Here is an 18,763-nt window from a genome sequence, read left to right as displayed (position 1 = left end):
TATGTACGCTGTAAAATTATTGTTTGAATCTGTTCATTGTAGTGAGCCTGATCCTACGAAAATTGATGAGCATTATGAAGAGAATCACGATACACTTTTTGAAGAAAGTATTATTCTTGTTAAAGCAAACAATTTAGAAGATGCTCACGAACTTGGTAAAAAAATTGCTATGCAATCTGAAGATACGTACGATAATATGTACGGTGAGCAAATAACGTGGAAGTTCCGAAAAGTGTTGCATGTGTTTGAATTAGACGATACACCATTTGAAACCGGAAAAGAACTGTACGCAAGATTTTTACACGTTAAGAAAGACGAAATGGTAAATGCAGTCGTACAAAAATACTATCCTGAATACGAATAAAAGCTCACAGCAATCGCTGTGAGCTTTTTTATACTTACTTCGTTGAATCTCTAAATTGGATACGGTGAGGTAAGATAACAGTGTGATCTTCCACTTTTTCTTTGTTCATATACTTTGTTAATAGACGCATTGCTACTGCACCGATATCATACATCGGTTGAACAACTGTTGAAAGCTGCGGACGAACCATTAATGCAAGACGTGTATTATCGAAACCAAGTACTTCTACGTCAGTTGGTACGTTTAATCCAGCGTCTTGTGCTGCATGGATTACACCTAGTGCCATTTCATCAGAAGACACGAAGATTGCTGTTGGCTTTTCATCATTGCTCCAAAGCTTTTCGAATGCTTCAATACCTGAGTCATATGTGTAATCTCCATCGATTACAAGATTTTCATCATATGAAATACCTGCTTCTTCTAAAGCTTTTTTATAACCTTGTAACTTCTTCGCGCTTCCCGCTTTATCAATGAAAGGACCAGAGACGAAACCGATACGTTTATGTCCTTGCTCGATAAAGTGCTTCATTGCATCATAAGCTGCTTGTGTATAATCAATATTTACTGATGGCGTTTCATTTTGCTCATCAAATGACGCTGCTAATACAATTGGTACTGGAGATTTTTTAAATTCTTCAATGTGAATGTCTGTAATATCTTCACCCATGAAAACAATTCCGTCCACTTGTTTTCCAAGCATCGTATTTAATAAATGGAACTCTTTCTCTTTGTTTTGATCAGAGTTACTTAAAATGATGTTATATTTGTACATTGTTGCGATATCTTCAATTCCACGTGCAAGTTCTGCATAAAACGTATTTGAGATATCAGGAATAATAACACCTACTGTAGTTGTCTTCTTACTTGCTAGTCCACGTGCTACCGCATTCGGGCGGTATCCTAAACGATCAATTGCTTCTAATACTTTCTTTCTTGTTGTAGGCTTTACATTTGGGTTACCGTTCACAACACGAGATACGGTAGCCATTGAAACGTTTGCTTCGCGCGCTACATCATAGATTGTTACGTTCATCTCATCGCACACTCCTTCTATTTTTGTTATCTATTTTTATGTATCGGTTACTTGAATGAAAAAAAGACATCAACTCTATTTGCAGATGCCACCAATCGTCCCGAGTTCTTCCTTTTACTAATGATACGATAAAAACGCAGGCTCATACAATATTTTCCCGCAAAAGTTTCGAAAAAATTCGCTTCTTTTCTCGTATTTTCGTATTTTTTATGAAAAAAGGGCATTTTTTGTAAAAAAATAGATGTTTCCTAAGTAGAAATCTTATTTTAAGCAGTACGATAGTAAATGAAATTTATATCGGCGATTTTTCGAATATATCGACTGTAACTCGAAATATATCAGCGATTTTCCAAATATATCGACCGCAACTCTAATTATATCAGCGATTTTTTAAATATATCAACTTACCAACAAAAATCGACAATGACAGTCGCTATACAATAAGAGAAAGCTGTTCCAAAATGCCTTTTTGGAACAGCCCATTAAAAGTTTTTATAATTTACTTCCAAATGATTTTAATTCATTCATAAAATCATTGAACTGCGGTATATTCATTTGTTGCGCTGCATCAGATAAAGCTACAGCTGGATCTGGATGTACTTCAGCCATAATTGCGTCTGCACCAATTGCCATCGCTGCTTTTGCAGTTGGTAAAAGAAGGTCACGTCGCCCTGTAGAATGCGTTACATCGACAACGACAGGTAAATGTGTTTCTTTCTTTAAAATCGGCACAGCGGAAATATCAAGCGTATTACGCGTCGCTCTTTCATACGTGCGAATACCTCGTTCACATAAAATAATGTTCCCATTTCCCTTTGCCATAATATATTCTGCCGCATTAATGAATTCTTCAATCGTTGCTGATAGACCACGTTTTAATAATACTGGTTTATTTACAGCACCAGCTGCCCTTAGCAAATCAAAGTTTTGCATATTGCGAGCGCCAATTTGAATAACATCAACGTAATCTAATGACATCTCAATATCATTCGGATTTAAAATTTCACTAATAACAGCCAAATCATATTCATCTGCTACCTGGCGCAAAATTTGTAATCCCTCTAATCCAAGACCTTGAAAATCATACGGTGAAGTACGTGGTTTGAACGCACCACCACGCATTAATTTCAGACCTTGTTCTTTCATTGCTTCAGCAACTTGACGTACTTGTTCATAACTTTCCACTGCACACGGCCCCATAATAAAATGCTGATTTCCGTCACCAATTTTTTCACCATTAATTTCAACAATCGTATTTTCTGTTTTTTTCTTACGAGAAACAAGTAATGCTTTACGATGATCATCTTCTTGTAATTCTAAACCAGCTTGAAAAATTTGTTTGAAAATATGTTGTAAAGTCGAAGTTTCAAATGGACCATTATTATTCTCTGCAATTAAATCCAGCATATTTCTTTCACGTACAGGATCAAAACGTTTCACACCTTGTACTTCTTTTAAATTACCAACTTCTTGTACGAGACGACCTCTTTCGTTTAGTAACTCTAATATTTGTAAATTAAGTTGATCAATTTCAGAACGTAAACGACCTAATTGTTGTGATGCCATAAGAAAGCCACCTCTTTCAAATTCCTATATGTTACTTTTTTAAGATAACTTATTATAGCTGATACATATACGATTGTCACACGATATACAGCAATGAATTACTATCAAAAAACGTTGTATATTTTCATTTAAAATAAAAAAAGACAGTTTACATACTGTCTTTTTTACAAGAAGGAAACAAACGGTTTATCACTGTTTTTCTCTTTTATAATCACAGCCTCGATTTTACTCTCGGACTTGATCTGTAATTGTACTTTCGCATCTTTAGGCAATTTGTCTAACATACCTTGCGCAGCTAATTGGGTAAGAGCCATTAATTCTGTTTTACCGTTATATTTAATAACAATATTCATATTTAATGTATCCATTTGATCTTTCTTATAAGAAACTTTAGCGTTGACTGGAATAAAATCTCCATTAGAAAAACCTTTTATTTCCTTAGCAAAGTTATTTATTTTTGTATTATCTTCTCCATGTGCTTGTGTAAATTCATCAGAAGGATATGAATACGACTTTTCATCAATTGTACTCCAATTTCCAAGGTTTGTATCATTCTTTTGAACAGTAGCACTAGCAATATACGTACCATTTTTTAAAGAACTAGTACTTTCTTGCTTAAAGATAGCAAACGTAATTGGAGATTTGTTATACTTATCATTTTTGTTAATAGCTTCAATAAGTTGTTTAGCAACTTCAGTCCCTTTAGACATAGCTTCTTCATTCGATACACTTGAAGACATAGCTAAACCTATCATAACACCAGATAAACTTAGTTCATTTGAATTCTGTTTTCCGAAATAGTCTTGTTCTATAATATTCGTCAAAACTGGCGCTTCTACTTTCGCAACTAGTTCATCAATTAGTTTCTCTGGAATATACTGGTTTAATTGCAGTACGTGACTCTCTGTATCAAATTGCTGCGTTGCAATATTTATTAAACCATTTTCATACTCTGCTAAATCTAATTTAGAATTTGTTTTTATATTAGCTGTATTAATAACCTTTTGTTCTTTTAAAGGAATAACAGTTCTATAATAATCTTTAGAAACAGCAGTTCTCGGAATCATACTTTTTTCTTTTGTATCTTTTTGTATAACTTCATCCTTCTTACTAATCGTATTACTATTGTTACTACAAGCTCCCAGTAATAAACTTACGACTGCGAAGGATAATGCCATTTTCTTCATTACTTAAAACCTACTTTCAACAATCTAGTTATTTAGTTTGAACTATTAATAGTGTACCACTAAATATATTTCAACAAAAACAAAAAAAAGAAGCAAGCACCTTTAGCTTGCTTCTTTTTACTTTATATTCTCTTCTAAAGCATCTTTTTTAATATTCCAATGAGATGTATTCCATACTACCATCCCATCTTTTATGTATAGCACTTGCGGTGATTCATGTCTAATACTGTATTGTTCTGCAACACGATTTGACACATCTCTCGCATCTTGTACGTATAAGTAATACGCTGGCACTTCTCTTTCTTCGCTGCAATACGCTTGAAATTCTGTGTATGCACCGTGACTAATCGGACATGTCGTACTATGTTTAAAAAGCACATACGGCTCGTTCTTTTCTACTAAGACTTCAAGCTCTTCAATTGTTTCAAGTTTTGTCATATTCATCACGATTCACCTCTCATACGAAATCTAGAGCGCTTCTCTTTCTTTTCAGCTTTTTTCTCAATTCTTTCTAATTTACGCTCTTCTTTTTCAACCTTCTTCTCTTGTCTCGACGCACGGTAATGATTGTATACTTCAATCGCCGCACTGCTCCACTGTACAACTTGCGCTACTTTATCAGCGTTATTTTCAATTTCGTCCGTTACAGAGTCCGATACATTACGAAGCTTCGTATTTAAAGATTGGATTGTCGTTCCAATCCCATCTACACCCGCTACCACTTTATTTAATGACTGTGACTTCTGTTGAATATCATCAGCTAACGCATTCGTTTTATGTAATAATTGCTCTGTCTCTACGCTAATTCCTTGCATTTGCTTTTCTAAACCTTCTAACGTACTTGCAACGTTTTCCAACGTCTTCTGAACCGATAACAACGTTCTGCATACATACACTACTAATACTGCGAAAGCAACCGCGATAATAGCCGCACTTACATATAAAAGAACTTGCATTTCATCACTTCCTTTATCTTTTTCATACTTTCCCCTATTATACAATCATTTTCCGTTTCATTCTAATCCCTATCTCATCATTAGAATTTTCATACTTATTCGTTAACTGTAACATAAATCATTCAACAAATTCCACTAAGTAGGTTACAATAGGAGAGGATACATAATTAGTAGGGAGGCTTTACATATGAAAGATCCACGTATTGAAAAGTTAGCATACAATTTAATTAACTACTCTATCCGCTTACAAAAAGGTGAAAAAGTATTAATTGAAAACTTTGGCTTACAAAAAGAACTTGTAACTGCACTTGTAAAAGAAGCATATGCAGCTGGTGGTTTCCCATTCGTCTCTTTAAAAGATCATCAAGTAGATCGCTCTTTATTAATGGGTGCTACTGAAGAACATTTCGAACAAATCGCTGCATATGAAGCAAGCGTAATGAAAGACATGGACGCTTATATCGGCCTTCGCTCTGGTGATAATATTAATGAACAAGCTGACGTTCCAAGTGAGCGTATGAAAGTTCATGGCCAAACAGTTGGTAAAAAAGTTCATAGAGACATTCGCGTTCCAAAAACACGCTGGGTTGTTCTTCGCTACCCAAATGCTTCTATGGCACAGCTTGCTAAAATGAGTACAGAAGCTTTCGAAGACTTCTACTTCGAAGTATGTAACTTAGACTACGGTAAAATGGATAAGGCAATGGATAGCCTTGTTACATTAATGAATAAAACAGATAAAGTTCGTTTAACTGGTCCTGGAACTGACTTAACATTCTCTATTAAAGACATTCCAGCAATTAAATGCTCAGGTCATTTAAACATTCCAGACGGTGAAGTATACTCTGCACCAGTTCGTGATTCTGTTAACGGTACAGTTTCTTACAACACACCATCTCCTTACAACGGTTATACATTTGAAAATGTACAACTTAAGTTTGAGAACGGTCAAATCGTTGAAGCAACTGCAAACGATACAGAGCGCATTAACAAAATCTTCGATACAGACGAAGGCGCACGCTACGTTGGTGAGTTCGCAATTGGCGTAAACCCATACATCTTACATCCAATGGGAGACATCCTATTCGATGAAAAAATCGATGGCAGCTTCCACTTCACTCCTGGACAAGCTTACGACGATGCATGGAACGGCAACAACTCGAACATCCACTGGGATTTAGTATGCATCCAACGCCCTGAATACGGCGGCGGCGAAATTTACTTCGACGACGTACTAATCCGTAAAGACGGACGCTTCGTTGTACCTGAACTAGAAGCTTTAAACCCAGAGAACTTAAAATAATAATAAAAACGCTCGGAATTTTCGCCGAGCGTTTTTATTTCTTCCCTACCATTTCTATTTTCACATGTGGATTTTCTTTCTCTATAAGCCCCAAGAATTCATCCATATTTTGCGGCATCGCAACGATATGTACTTTATATGCATTCGTCGTAATTTCAAGAGACTTTCCGACCTGACGTATAATTCTCACATCTTTTAATACAATATCATCATTTAAAATACCGTACTTTAATACGCCATTTTCTACTTTATGTTTTTTAAGAAATACTTCCCAAACGAGTGGTACATTTACAATGAAGCATAAACCCATCCCAATCAACGCTGACATCCAATGCGCTTTATTAGTGAAAAGCATGACAATTGGATATATAAACATAAAAGCTAACGTAAGACAAACGAAAATGACTACTGACTTACTTCTTTGAATTGGAAAGTTCATACCTACACCCCCTAACCCAAATTATACCACTATTTCCATTTTTCTTCATAGAAAAAGGCCATTTCTAAATGACCTTTTACACAATGTACCTATAAAATTTCTTATCTACCTGTAGCACCGGAAAGTTTTTCGGCAACTCGTCTATACTCACACTTTCAAAACCATTCTTTTCATAAAAACGATGTGCCGCTAAAAATTTTACTGTTGTTCCTAAGTAAATATCTTTCAATTTTTTATCCTCAGCCCATGAAATTGCTGTTTGAAGCAACATATGTGACGCGCTCCATTCTTTTCCGCGAAACTCTTTCTTCACGAACATTTTTCTTAGCGCTACTTGAAGATTCTCAATATCTAATAAAGCTACTGTTCCAACTACTTTCCCATCATAAATTGCTACCCAAAAGTTTCCGTGATCCTTTTGATAGAATGTTTCTATTTCAAGTAAATCAGGTTGCTCTTCTTTCGTAATGGGAACATTATATTCTTTTTGCTGAATATGAACGATAAGATCTACTACTTCCTCTTGAAACGTACTTTCATATGGAACAATACGAATCTTCTCGTTCATCGAATCTCTTTCCATTCTGAAGCTAGTAAACTATATACAGCGATATCATGAAAATGATTATATAGCCATTCTTCATCTCGTAAAATACCATCTAACTTAAATCCTAAACGTTCTGGAATTGCGCGGCTCTTCGCATTTCCAACACCGCACCGAATTTCAATTTTATTCAACTTTAAATTTTCAAATGCATAGTGAAGTACAGCCTTTACGCTACGCGTCATAATACCTTTCCCGCCAGCATCTTCTGCAAGATAATACCCAAGACTCGTCGCTTTCTTCCCCCAGCTCACTGGATGAATACCTACCATCCCAACGAGCTTTCCTTTGTAACGTATGCCACTTTCAAAACCATCTCCCTCTGCAAACTTCTTTAACCACATCGGACAAATCTCATCATACGCATCAGCAGATTTGGTCCCATCTACCCAAGGAAGCCATCTTCGTAAATGATTACGGTTTTGGTCTATTAATTGATATAATTCCTCTTTATGATGTTTTTCTAGTAATTGTAGTTCGATTTCGTCATCTACCCGGAGTGTGAACATGTTTTTTAGTCCCCTTTTTATTTTTCTTATTATTCTAACACTTCTAGATGTAAATTGTTAAATATTCACACTTTTTTCGGTTTTATTTGTATAAAATTAGAAGAATATAATACACCCGTAACAACTAATATCATTCCTACAGACTGTGCGAGCATTATATTTACTCCTTCAATAAAAGAAATAATCATTGTAACAACAGGCACTAAATTAAAAAATAAAGATGTTCTGGCTGCTCCAATTTGAGCAATTCCATTATTCCACCATAAGTAACCGAGCACGCTCATTCCAATTGCCATAAAAAGAATCGCTCCCCAAGCTAACAAAGGAATTTCCAAAACTGGTACGATATTTTTTTGAGTTGAAGATATGATCATAAAGGCAATGGCACCAATAGTCATTGTGTATGTCGTCGTTTGTATTGGGCTACTAGTTTTAATAAACTTTCTGCCTAGCACACCGTATAACGCCCAGCAAATATTCCCTAATAAAATATAAAAATCTCCTTTTGAAAATGATAAGTTTTGTAGTATCGTAAACGAACCTTGTGTCAGTACAAAGACAACGCCAAGTAATGCAAGTAACATCCCAATACCTTGGCGTTTTATAATTTTTTCTCGTAAAATAAAACTTGCTAACAGCGTCGTAACGAGCGGATTCGTCGCCATAATCAGTGCACCATTCATAGCTTCTGTATGTTTCATACCTAAAAAGAAAAAGAAGTTAAAACCGAATACACCAACAATACCTAGCAAAAAGTAATAAACCTTATTCTCCCTCCATACCTCTACCTCAAAATCTTTTCGTATTTTTAACAAACATAACATCACAAATGCAGCAATTCCAAAGCGCCATGCTGCTATATGAATTGCTTCGAAATACTGTACAGCATATTTCGAAGCATTAAATGTCCCACCAGTGAAAATCGCAAATCCAAGTAACTGAGCGTATACTTTATTTTTCATTGTCAGCCTCTGAATTTCCACCTTCTAGAAAACCGTAATAAATTTCTAGTTTCTCCTCCGTTAGCTGAACAACTTTTTGCAATTGTTCCTGCTGTTTTTTTAATCTCTCTAAGTGAGTTGTTAAAATTGAAATTCTCTTTTTTACTTTCGCCGGTACTTCCTCTTTTCTCTGCCTAATTTCCTCTATAATACATCCATCACTTGCAAACTGAGCCATCTCTTCTAATGACATTCCAGTTTGTTTTAACGAATATAAAAATTTTAAAAGGCGTACATCACCTTCTGTATATTGGCGGATCCCGCTATTTCGCGTTGGTGGTGGTAATAATCCTAATTTCTCATAGTAACGCAAAGTATGAATACCCATCCCAGTTAACTCTGCTACTTCACCGATTTTATACATGTTCTCTCCCCCTTGTTTTTACATCTTCATCTTACGACCTAGAGTTAACTCTAGGTCAATACGTAAATAAAAAAACAGCTATATATAATTGATAACTAGATATGAATCATATATAGTTAAAGTATGGAAAAAAATGATAATTTTATAATTCAATTACGTAAAGGCGTTTTTGATCTCGCCATTTTGTCTTTAATAAGTAAACAACCTATGTACGGATACGAAATTACAAGTGCATTACAAGATATCCCTGTATTTCATATCCCAAACGGCTCGATTTATCCTATATTAAATCGAATTACGAAAAACAACTGGGCTGTTTCCTATTGGGAAGAATCTGGTGATGGTCCAAAAAGAAAATACTATCGCATTACAGACGAAGGGAGAGAAATTTTACATAATCGCTTACATGATTATGATGCCGTGTATCAAGCTCTAATGTTACTAGCTAAAGGAGAGGATAAAAAATGAACAAAGAACAATTCTTTGCAAATGAACTCATAGCTTCTTTCTTACATGACCTTCACAAAGGTTTAATGAAATTACCTACGCCAGCAAGAGAACAACATGTGCTAGAAATCAAATCCGATTTATACGAAAATGCATTACGTAAAGAAAGTCAAGGGATACCATCAGGATTCATTCCTTCACAAGTGATTGAAGAATTTCTTCCTCCAAAAGAATTAGCAAAGGAAATTGCAGTAGAATATACAGACGTTATTGAAGAAGCACAGCAATCTACAAATACATTTATTAAATATTATTCTGGCCTATCTATCGGTCCACTTGGCGCTCTATCAGTGCCTATTGTACTAGGCTTCATCAATATTTCAGCTAATTTGCCATTTGTACTAGCTTTTATAGCAAGTAACATTTGGTTCATCTGTAGAGAAAACCATTGGAATACAGACTTATTAAAATACTTTAAAACAATAATTTCCATTAGCTCAAGGCTTTTAATCGCCCTTCCGTTTACTTTTTTCGCAATTCGCATCATCATAACAAAACAATTCGATATGTTTTCATTCTATTATTTAATTGGATATGTACTTTTTAGTTCAATTTATATCGTTTTGTTAAAACAACTCTACAAAAAGAATAAACAATACCAACCTATCAATGCTTTTTAAATATATCGAACACAACAAAAAAGACGCATAGCCAAGCTATGCGTCTTTCCTATTACTTCTCTGCAACTTGAACTTCTTTTACGTAAGCTGCTTCGAATTTTTGGATGTCTCCTGCGCCCATGAAAATTAGAACGCCGTTTTTATGTTTCTTTAATACATCCGTTGTTGTATCTGTAATTAGCTCTGCACCGTCAATACGCTTTTGCAGATCTTCGATTGTTAATTCACCTTTATTTTCGCGCGCTGATCCGAAAATATCACATAAGTATACTTGATCAGCTTTGCTTAGGCTTTCTGCGAACTCATCTAAGAACTTTTCTGTACGTGAGAATGTGTGTGGCTGGAATACAGCGACAATTTCACGCTCTGGATGTTTTTGACGAGCAGCTTCAATCGTTGCATTAATCTCTGTCGGATGGTGTGCGTAGTCATCGATGATTACTTGCTCTCCCATCGGCTTTTCATTAAAGCGACGTTTTACGCCTTCAAAAGTTGTTAATTGATGTTTTACTGCTTCTACATCAACATTTTCATAATGGCAAAGCGCGATTACTGCTAACGCATTTAATACGCTGTGATTGCCGTATCCTGTAATTTTGAACGTATCATAGTACGTGTTACGAACGAATACATCGAATATCGTGCCATCTGTTCTCTTTTGGATGTTGCGTGCTTGGAAATCATTATCTTCTCCAAATCCATAGAAAATAACAGGTACTTTCGCTTGAATTTTTTGAAGTTCTTCATCATCTCCACATGCAATAATGCCTTTTTTCACTTGCAATGCCATCTCTTGGAATGCACTGAATACATCATTGATGTCTGCAAAATAATCTGGATGATCAAAATCAATATTCGTCATAATTGCATAGTCTGGATTATAAGACAAGAAATGACGACGATACTCACAAGCTTCAAATACAAAATACTTACTATTTTCTACCCCATGCCCTGTTCCATCTCCAATAAGGTAAGATGTCGGGTGTGCACCTTGCATTACATGGGCTAACAAACCTGTTGTTGATGTTTTTCCGTGTGCACCAGTTACAGCAACACTTGTGTATTGGCTCATCAGGTCACCTAAGAAATGATGGTAACGATGGACTGGGATGTTTAATTCTTTTGCTGCTACGATTTCTTCATGCGTATCAGGAAATGCATTTCCTGCAATAATCACTTGTCCTTCTTCTACATTATTCTTATCAAAAGGAAGGATCGAGATACTACGCTTTTCCAACGCTGTTTGTGTAAAGAAACGCTTTTCATAATCAGACCCTTGAACAGTATGCTTCATATCATGAAGAATTTGCGCTAATGAACTCATTCCTGTTCCTTTAATTCCTACAAAATGGTAAACTGTCATCTTAAAGAACCTCCAACATTTCGAACTAATACAACGGCCTATCTATAAGACAGTATATGAATCTTTTCTTATTTTGGTAATCATCATACATTTTTGATGTAGTGAAGTTATTTTTTCCCTTCACTTATCAGGATAAACTCGTACGTACTTCTTTATATGTCCATAACAAGTCCATTATAGCAAAAAAGAAGCCGCTATACTATGATAACAGAAAAACTGATAGGGTCAATCACCTATCAGTTTTTCTCTCTTTTACATCTCTTCTCTTTTTTCTAATTGAACACGCTCTAAACGTGGGTTTGGACGATATTTACGACCAGCTTTTGCTTCTGGTTTCCCATTTAATTCTACATTATCACCAGTAAAGCCAATATTCATTTTTAATAAGCTACTTCCTACCCCGTATATGTCAACAGGTACGTTTTGAGCTTCAAATTCACGAATACGCTTCTCATCAAATCCACCAGTTACAACGATGTCTACATGCTGGAATCCTTCTTCATCAAGTGCTTTACGAAGTGCGAATACAAGCGATGGGTTTACACCACGTGGATCGAATGTTCCAAGTACTTCTGGGTGGCGAATGAAGTATTGATCAATCATCGTGCGGGACGTATCTACACGTACACCTTTTAATGTTGATCCAAATTCACGCGCTACGCGAAGTGCATCTGTAATGACATCATTGTTGTAATCAATTAATACAACTAATTCATCTTCTGGGAATTTCTTATGATATGCTTTTGCCGCTTCTACAACATCACCATTAAACATTTGAATTAATGCGTGAGGCATCGTCCCCATACCACTTTTGCCCCACCATTCATTCATCGCATGCGTCGCTTGTGCGCTCATACCTCCGATGTATGCTGCATAACCGTCACCAGCTTGTTGTGTATAATGATCGTCACGATCTCCCATGAAAATAACTGGTTTTTCTTTATCTACGCTACGCGCAGCTTGGACAACGTTATATACGTTTGTCGCAACCGATGTACGACGAGCTAAAATTCCATCAATGACACCTTCTAAAAATCCGAAATTTTCATAAGGACCATGAATTGTTAACACTGTTTCAAATGGACTAATTTTATCGCCATCTTTTAAAGAGTTAATCTCAAGTTCCTCAGGATTTTTAGCGAATGTTTGTAGCAACGCAATCACCTCATCTGTTCCGCAAAGAACTGCATTTTCCTTTTGGAAAAATTGCATCGTTACAACACTTTTCGGGCGAAATTCTTCAATGATTTCTCTAGTCTTTAAAAAGTAAACGGCAGAGAACCAACCTTCTCCAACGCGTTCGTCAAATTTAAATGTTTTATTTGTTAGTCTATTTATTTCACCTTTTAATTTTAATTCAATTTCTTTCATGTCGCTTTACTCCCTACTTTACTATCCAACATTTTCTCTTAGTATACAGCATAACCGTTTACTATACATTTGTTTCCTGCATAGCAGCGAATTCATCCTCAGAAATAAGGACATCTCTTGGCTTCGTTCCTCTTGCTTCAGAAATAATTCCTTGCGATTGCATCTCTTCAATGAGACGTGCTGCGCGATTATAACCGATGCGGAATTTTCGCTGTACAGAAGATGTGGACGCTCCCCCTTGTTCTACAACAAATTGACATGCTTCGAAGAACAATTCGTCTTCCGACTCAGCTTGTTCTGTTTTCGCTAATAAATCCTCTTGCTTAAATAAATAATTCGGCTTCATTTGCTTTTTCACATGATCAACTGTCTTTTCAATCTCATCATCCGATACATATACACCTTGTACACGAACAGGCTTAGATGTACCGTTCCCTAAGAATAACATATCACCACGGCCAAGTAATTTCTCCGCGCCACCAATATCGATAATCGTACGCGAATCAACTTGAGATGATACAGTAAACGCAATACGCGTTGGAATGTTTGACTTAATTAAACCTGTAATAACATCTACAGATGGACGCTGCGTCGCTACTAATAAATGAATACCACAAGCACGTGCTTTTTGTGCAATACGACAAATCGCTTCCTCAACATCACCAGGTGCTACCATCATTAAATCGGCTAACTCGTCAATGACAATAACGATATAAGGTAATGTTTCTCCCGGAATTTCTCGCTCACTTACAATCGTATTATAACGAGTTAAATCACGAGCACCTGCGTGCGCAAACAATTCATAACGACGTTCCATTTCCTCAACTGCCCATTTTAATGCAGCTGTTGCTGCTTTTACATCCGTAATAACAGGTGCTACAAGATGTGGAACAGAATTGTATGGTGCAAGCTCAACCATCTTCGGATCGATTAACATTAACTTCACTTCATGTGGTTTCGCTTTATATAAAATACTCGTTAAAATCGCGTTAATACACACACTTTTACCTGAACCCGTTGCACCCGCAATAAGTCCGTGCGGCATTTTTCGAATATCCGTTACAATTGGATCCCCTGAAATATCAAGCCCCAGCGCAACAGTAAGCGGTGATTCACTCTTTGTGAATACAGGACTTCTTAAAATTTCACGAAGAAATACTGGCTTACTTTCTTTATTTGGAACCTCGATTCCAATCGCACTCTTCCCTGGAATCGGTGCTTCAATACGAATATCTTTCGCAGCTAAGCTTAACTTAATATCATCACTTAAATTTGTAATTTTATTTACTTTCACACCTGGGTCTGGCTGCACCTCAAAACGAGTGACTGCCGGACCTTGCGATACATTAATAACATGTGCTCCAACGTGAAAATTATTAAACGTTGTATCTAATAATTCTTTCTGCTCCTCTAACCATTCTGTATTATCTAACGCTGATTGCTGTGGAATCGACAACAGCGCTAATGGCGGAACAGTGTATGTCGGTGGTGTGTACAATACATTTCGCATATCGTTCTCTCTTTGATTTACAACATATGCTTTCTCTTGTACTTCCGTACTTGAAATTGGCTTTTGTACTTGCTCTACCACTACTTGCTGTATTGGTTGTTCTTCCACTTGTGGCTCTGCTACTACTTGCTGCACTGGGTGCTCTTCCACTTGTGGTTCTGCTACCTCTTGCTGCACTGGGCGTTCTTCCACTTGTGGTTCTGCTACCACCTGCTGCATTGGGTGCTCTTCCACTTGTGGTTCTGCTACCTCTTGCTGCACTGGGCGTTCTTCCACTTGTGGCTCTGCTACTACTTGCTGCATTGGGTGCTCTTCCACTTGTGGTTCTGCTACCACCTGCTGCATTGGGTGCTCTTCCACTTGTGGTTCTGCTACTACTTGCTGCACTGGGCGTTCTTCCACTTGTGGTTCTGCTACCTCTTGTTGCACTGGCTTATTCTCTACTCGTACATTAGCAGAAGGCTGCATTGCATTTGCTCTAGCTGCATGTCTTTCCATTAATCGTGTTCTATCTTGTTTCAACATAACAACATTAAATGGTACATGACGCTTTTTCTCACGTTTTGGTTCTTCTTTTTGTACAACTGGTTGTTCTTCTGCGACTGGTGTTTCCTCGGCAACTGGTTGTTCTTCTACGACTGGCGCTTCTTCTACAACTGATTGCTCTTCTACGACCGGTGCTTCTTCTACAACTCGTTGCTCTTCTGCGACTAGTGTTTCCTCGGCAACTGGTTGTTCTTCTACGACTGGCGCTTCTTCTACAACTGGTTGTTCTTCTGCAATTAAAACATCCGCAAAGCTTTGAACATCTTTCTTCGTTTGTTCATCAGCCTCAGCAACATGTATGAATTCACTCTTTTGTTCAATTGCTTCATCTTCTTGCTGAATTTCCTCAAGTGCTACAAATGTCTCTACTACAGGCGCGTTTATTTCTGCAATTACTTCAGCTTCTTCTGACTCTTCTGCTTCCGCAATTACTTCCACTTCTTCTGACTCTTCTACTTCCGCAATTACTTCAGCTTCTTCTGACTCTTCTACTTCCGCAATTACTTCCACTTCTTCTGACTCTTCTGCTTCCGCAATTACTTCTACTTCTTCTGACTCTTCTGTTTCTGTAATTACTTCCACTTCTTCTGACTCTTCTGTTTCTGTAATTACTTCCACTTCTTCTATCTCTTCTGTTTCCGCAATTACTTCTACTTCTTCTAGCTCTTCTGTTTCTGTAATTACTTCTACTTCTTCTGACTCTTCCGCTTCTGCAATTACTTCCACTTCTTCTGACTCTTCTGCTTCCGCAATTACTTCAGCTTCTTCTGACTCTTCTGTTTCTGTAATTACTTCCACTTCTTCAGGTGCCTCTGTTTCCATAACTACTTCTTCAAACTCTTCCGTTTCTGCAATTACTTCTACTTTTGACACTTCTTCTGGTATTTCCACAATGATTGTTTCTTCAAGTTTTTCTTCTGCTTTGACAATCACTGATTCTTCTGGAGCTTGCTTTTCTACTTCAATAGTAGGTTGTTTTATTTCTGTATTACGTTTAATTTCTTCTGATAATATTGTATCCTCGTGCTCTACTTTAGAAGCTACTAATTCTTCTTGTAGATTGTTTTCGTTTAACACCACTACATCTTTTTCTAGCTTAGCACTTTCCATCTGCTCAGCTACTGTTTTATGAAGTAATTCATCCGCTGAAACTTCCTGCGGTGTACTCATTTCTTGAATCACTTCTTTTTCTTCTACTAAAGGCACTTGGCGTTCAATTTCATAACCGTTTTTCTCTAGCCATTGATCAACTACTGACTTTTCTTCCTTTTTATTCTCTTCATATTGTTGCTCTCCTTGCTGGTTAGCAGCTCTATGACTAGAAGAAGTTGGTGCTTGTCCTTCTGAGAAATCAGATAATGTATATCCTTTTTTCTCTAACCATGCATCAACGACTGATTTACCCTCTACAGATATTTCAAGGTCTTCTCTTTCCTTTACTTCCTCCTGCTTTTCTTCCTTTTTCTCTACTGAAGGACGATTATATCCATAAATTGGCGAAATCATTTCTGTTGGCCGAAATGGTCTACGGTTACTCTCTTGCGCTGGTGTAGATGCTTTCTTTACGACAGACTCCCGCACCGGTTCATATTGCACTTCCGGCTCTTCATATGTAGAAACTACCTTTTCCACATACGGTCGTCTGCTTCTTTCCACCTTTATTCCTCTTTGGGCAGTCGGTTCTTCATATGTTACTCCTTGAACAGGTTGTTCTTCGAAGCGATTTACTTCGCTTTCATCCTCTTCATCGAACCCATTATCCGGTACTAAAGGAAAACGGCATTTACCTGCATTCCTACTTGCCATTTGTGCTTCTCTTGCTTCAGTGTAGTGGTTTACACGAGGAATTTTCGGCTGACTTTCAATTTGCTTTGGTACTTCTTTATTCATCGCTGTTTGTTCTTCCTCTTTGTTAAACAGCTTTTTCATCCAATCTAACATGCTTACCACTCTTTCTACTAAATAGTAACATCCTTTATTGTATCAGCATTCGGCAAAAAGTGCAGGTAAAATTAAGCATGTCATATTTATCCATAATATTCTAATTTACGAGTGTTTTCATATAAAAAAACGCAGTCTTTCATGTAAGACTGCGTTTAAGCTTTACTCTTCCGATATTCATCTACACTATCCGTTACACTTTGCAACAAGGAATTTACATACTGCGAGTCAGATAATTTTTTATCTTCTTCAGGATTTGACATAAACCCAAGTTCTAATAGTACACCAGGTACTTTGGACCAATTAAATCCAGAAAGATCATCCCTGAATTTAATTCCATTCACTTTCACTTGTTGATTCTCTCTCATTTTATTTACAATCGTTTGAGAGATTTGAAGACTTTCCGCATAAATCTCTTTCGTATACGGACTTCCTTCTGCCGGCGTCAATACAGCGAATCCACTTTGGTTTGGATTTTCAGAACCATCTGCATGAAGACGTAAAAATAAATTAGCCTTATGATTATTTGCGAATGTCGCCCTTTCTTTATTACTTATATCAACGTCTTGTGATGTTCTCGTCATTAATACTTGTATCCCTTTTGCTTCAAGCTTTTCTTTTAATAAAAAAGCCATTTCTAATACAAGTACAGCCTCTCTCTTTTTCGTCACAACACCTGTTGTACCGTCTGTCACTTTATATTTTTGCGTTGTTGCCCCTGGTCCAATCGGCTCTAAATTTAAATTCGCTTTTTGTTGATGCCCTGGATCAATAACGACGAGAAACTTCTCTTGTTTTTCATTACTCTCTACTTTTTGTTCATTATTTTGCACTGGTTGCTCAGTCGGCTGCACTGGCGTAGTTTCTTCTTTCTTTTCATCAGATGATACTTCCTCTTGCTTATGTTCTACTTGCTCATTCGTTTGAATTGCTTGCGATTCTTCGTTCTTTTCTTGTTGCTTTTCTACCGGTGCGTCTTCTTTGGTATCTTTGTTTTTCTCTTGTATAGAAGATGTAGTTTCTTTTTTCGGCTGCCCTTGTGAACAACCGGCCATATATATTCCAATGAATGCAATCATGCTCATTATTTTTATATACTTCATACTTCTCTCCCATCACTTTGCACCGGATTCAAAGTTTTTCTTATAATTGCCCTATAATCTCATCTATATTTCCAATATAAACTGGTTGCCATTTTTCTGTACCACGTTCTGCAGTATAAAGCGGATAAGCGGCATCATCTATATTTACGAAAACTGGATCGCCCATATCCGTTTCATATCCAATTGTAATCCATTCTTCTTTCCATTTTCCGTGTTCTTCACTTATTAATGAATTTTTATGTTTATCGTATCGGTAACCGATTTGTCCTTTTTCTAATTCACTTTCACTAAACAAATATATTTCATAAGTACCTAGCTCAACATCTTGCTGTTTTGAAGTTTCAATTCGTTTTAGAAGTTCTGCGATTTTTGGTTGCTGTTTCATACTTCTATCCCCTTCTACTTTTCTAAATTTTAACTAGATTGTTTATAAAATACAATATAGATTTTAAGAAAAAAAGTGACATCCTTATCAT

The 18,763-nt window shown here is 36.7% G+C and carries 19 protein-coding genes; 4 read left to right on the top strand and 15 right to left on the bottom strand.

What is annotated here, in order from left to right; translation table 11 throughout:
* Position 1: 1 nt before the first annotated feature.
* Positions 2-364, top strand: coding sequence for a DUF4288 domain-containing protein (locus B9A45_RS05935; RefSeq protein ID WP_002101435.1), 363 nt, complete (start codon positions 2-4; stop codon positions 362-364).
* Positions 365-398: 34 nt separating this feature from the next.
* Here B9A45_RS05935 and ccpA read toward each other — a convergent pair whose 3' ends face one another.
* The 5 genes from ccpA to B9A45_RS05900 form a co-directional block, all read right to left on the bottom strand.
* Positions 399-1,397 (bottom strand): catabolite control protein A, encoded by a 999-nt coding sequence (gene ccpA / locus B9A45_RS05930; RefSeq protein ID WP_001103297.1) that lies wholly within the window; start codon positions 1,395-1,397, stop codon positions 399-401.
* Between the two features lie 492 nt (positions 1,398-1,889).
* Entirely contained in the window at positions 1,890-2,963 is a 1,074-nt protein-coding gene (locus B9A45_RS05915) for a bifunctional 3-deoxy-7-phosphoheptulonate synthase/chorismate mutase (protein WP_016110801.1), read from the bottom strand.
* A 164-nt stretch (positions 2,964-3,127) separates the two neighbouring features.
* On the bottom strand, positions 3,128-4,150 hold the full coding sequence (locus tag B9A45_RS05910) for a CamS family sex pheromone protein (protein ID WP_000738025.1): 1,023 nt from the start codon (positions 4,148-4,150) through the stop codon (positions 3,128-3,130).
* Positions 4,151-4,267: 117 nt separating this feature from the next.
* Entirely contained in the window at positions 4,268-4,594 is a 327-nt protein-coding gene (gene ytxJ, locus B9A45_RS05905; protein WP_001057469.1) for a bacillithiol system redox-active protein YtxJ, read from the bottom strand.
* Positions 4,594-5,106: a DUF948 domain-containing protein gene (locus tag B9A45_RS05900; RefSeq protein ID WP_001197720.1), complete on the bottom strand. Its 513-nt coding sequence runs from the start codon at positions 5,104-5,106 to the stop codon at positions 4,594-4,596. The genes ytxJ and B9A45_RS05900 overlap by 1 nt, the downstream gene beginning before the upstream one ends.
* A 187-nt stretch (positions 5,107-5,293) precedes the next feature.
* Between B9A45_RS05900 and B9A45_RS05895 the strand changes: the two genes are divergently transcribed.
* Complete coding sequence (locus tag B9A45_RS05895) at positions 5,294-6,409, top strand: aminopeptidase (RefSeq protein WP_000654731.1); 1,116 nt, start codon at positions 5,294-5,296, stop codon at positions 6,407-6,409.
* A gap of 34 nt (positions 6,410-6,443) precedes the next feature.
* On the opposite strand, the gene B9A45_RS05890 is transcribed toward B9A45_RS05895, so the two are convergent.
* The 5 genes from B9A45_RS05890 to B9A45_RS05870 form a co-directional block, all read right to left on the bottom strand.
* Entirely contained in the window at positions 6,444-6,848 is a 405-nt protein-coding gene (locus B9A45_RS05890) for a PH domain-containing protein (RefSeq protein WP_084063927.1), read from the bottom strand.
* Positions 6,849-6,924: 76 nt separating this feature from the next.
* Positions 6,925-7,416, bottom strand: coding sequence for a GNAT family N-acetyltransferase (locus B9A45_RS05885; RefSeq protein WP_025966469.1), 492 nt, complete (start codon positions 7,414-7,416; stop codon positions 6,925-6,927).
* Positions 7,413-7,961, bottom strand: a complete 549-nt coding sequence (locus B9A45_RS05880; RefSeq protein ID WP_084063926.1) for a GNAT family N-acetyltransferase — start codon at positions 7,959-7,961, stop codon at positions 7,413-7,415. The genes B9A45_RS05885 and B9A45_RS05880 overlap by 4 nt, the downstream gene beginning before the upstream one ends.
* 65 nt (positions 7,962-8,026) lie before the next feature.
* Positions 8,027-8,923 (bottom strand): DMT family transporter, encoded by an 897-nt coding sequence (locus B9A45_RS05875; RefSeq protein ID WP_084063925.1) that lies wholly within the window; start codon positions 8,921-8,923, stop codon positions 8,027-8,029.
* Positions 8,913-9,326: a MerR family transcriptional regulator gene (locus tag B9A45_RS05870; RefSeq protein WP_000276603.1), complete on the bottom strand. Its 414-nt coding sequence runs from the start codon at positions 9,324-9,326 to the stop codon at positions 8,913-8,915. The genes B9A45_RS05875 and B9A45_RS05870 overlap by 11 nt, the downstream gene beginning before the upstream one ends.
* Before the next feature lie 123 nt (positions 9,327-9,449).
* On the opposite strand from B9A45_RS05870, the gene B9A45_RS05865 reads away from it, so the two are divergent.
* Together B9A45_RS05865 and B9A45_RS05860 are read left to right on the top strand one after the other, a co-directional pair.
* On the top strand, positions 9,450-9,794 hold the full coding sequence (locus tag B9A45_RS05865) for a PadR family transcriptional regulator (RefSeq protein WP_000414137.1): 345 nt from the start codon (positions 9,450-9,452) through the stop codon (positions 9,792-9,794).
* Positions 9,791-10,453 carry an HAAS signaling domain-containing protein gene (locus tag B9A45_RS05860; protein WP_001031369.1) on the top strand — a complete coding sequence of 221 codons (663 nt, stop codon included), beginning with the start codon at positions 9,791-9,793 and terminating at the stop codon, positions 10,451-10,453. The genes B9A45_RS05865 and B9A45_RS05860 overlap by 4 nt, the downstream gene beginning before the upstream one ends.
* Positions 10,454-10,505: 52 nt before the next feature.
* On the opposite strand, the gene murC is transcribed toward B9A45_RS05860, so the two are convergent.
* From murC to B9A45_RS05835, 5 genes are all read right to left on the bottom strand, one after another.
* Positions 10,506-11,816 (bottom strand): UDP-N-acetylmuramate--L-alanine ligase, encoded by a 1,311-nt coding sequence (murC, locus tag B9A45_RS05855; protein ID WP_000219468.1) that lies wholly within the window; start codon positions 11,814-11,816, stop codon positions 10,506-10,508.
* Positions 11,817-12,068: 252 nt separating this feature from the next.
* Positions 12,069-13,187, bottom strand: a complete 1,119-nt coding sequence (locus B9A45_RS05850) for a nicotinate phosphoribosyltransferase (RefSeq protein ID WP_000658370.1) — start codon at positions 13,185-13,187, stop codon at positions 12,069-12,071.
* 61 nt (positions 13,188-13,248) lie between these two features.
* On the bottom strand, positions 13,249-17,184 hold the full coding sequence (locus B9A45_RS05845; RefSeq protein WP_084063924.1) for a DNA translocase FtsK: 3,936 nt from the start codon (positions 17,182-17,184) through the stop codon (positions 13,249-13,251).
* 155 nt (positions 17,185-17,339) lie between these two features.
* The gene (locus B9A45_RS05840) at positions 17,340-18,287 is read right to left on the bottom strand and encodes an N-acetylmuramoyl-L-alanine amidase (RefSeq protein ID WP_000874054.1); all 948 of its coding nucleotides are present in this window, start codon (positions 18,285-18,287) and stop codon (positions 17,340-17,342) included.
* Positions 18,288-18,327: 40 nt separating this feature from the next.
* Positions 18,328-18,672, bottom strand: a complete 345-nt coding sequence (locus B9A45_RS05835; protein ID WP_000813342.1) for a hypothetical protein — start codon at positions 18,670-18,672, stop codon at positions 18,328-18,330.
* Between the last annotated feature and the right edge of the window lie 91 nt (positions 18,673-18,763).

This window comes from Bacillus sp. JKS001846, from assembly GCF_900176455.1.
GTDB classification, from domain to species: domain Bacteria; phylum Bacillota; class Bacilli; order Bacillales; family Bacillaceae_G; genus Bacillus_A; species Bacillus_A cereus.
This window is presented reverse-complemented; position numbering and strand designations above follow the sequence as displayed.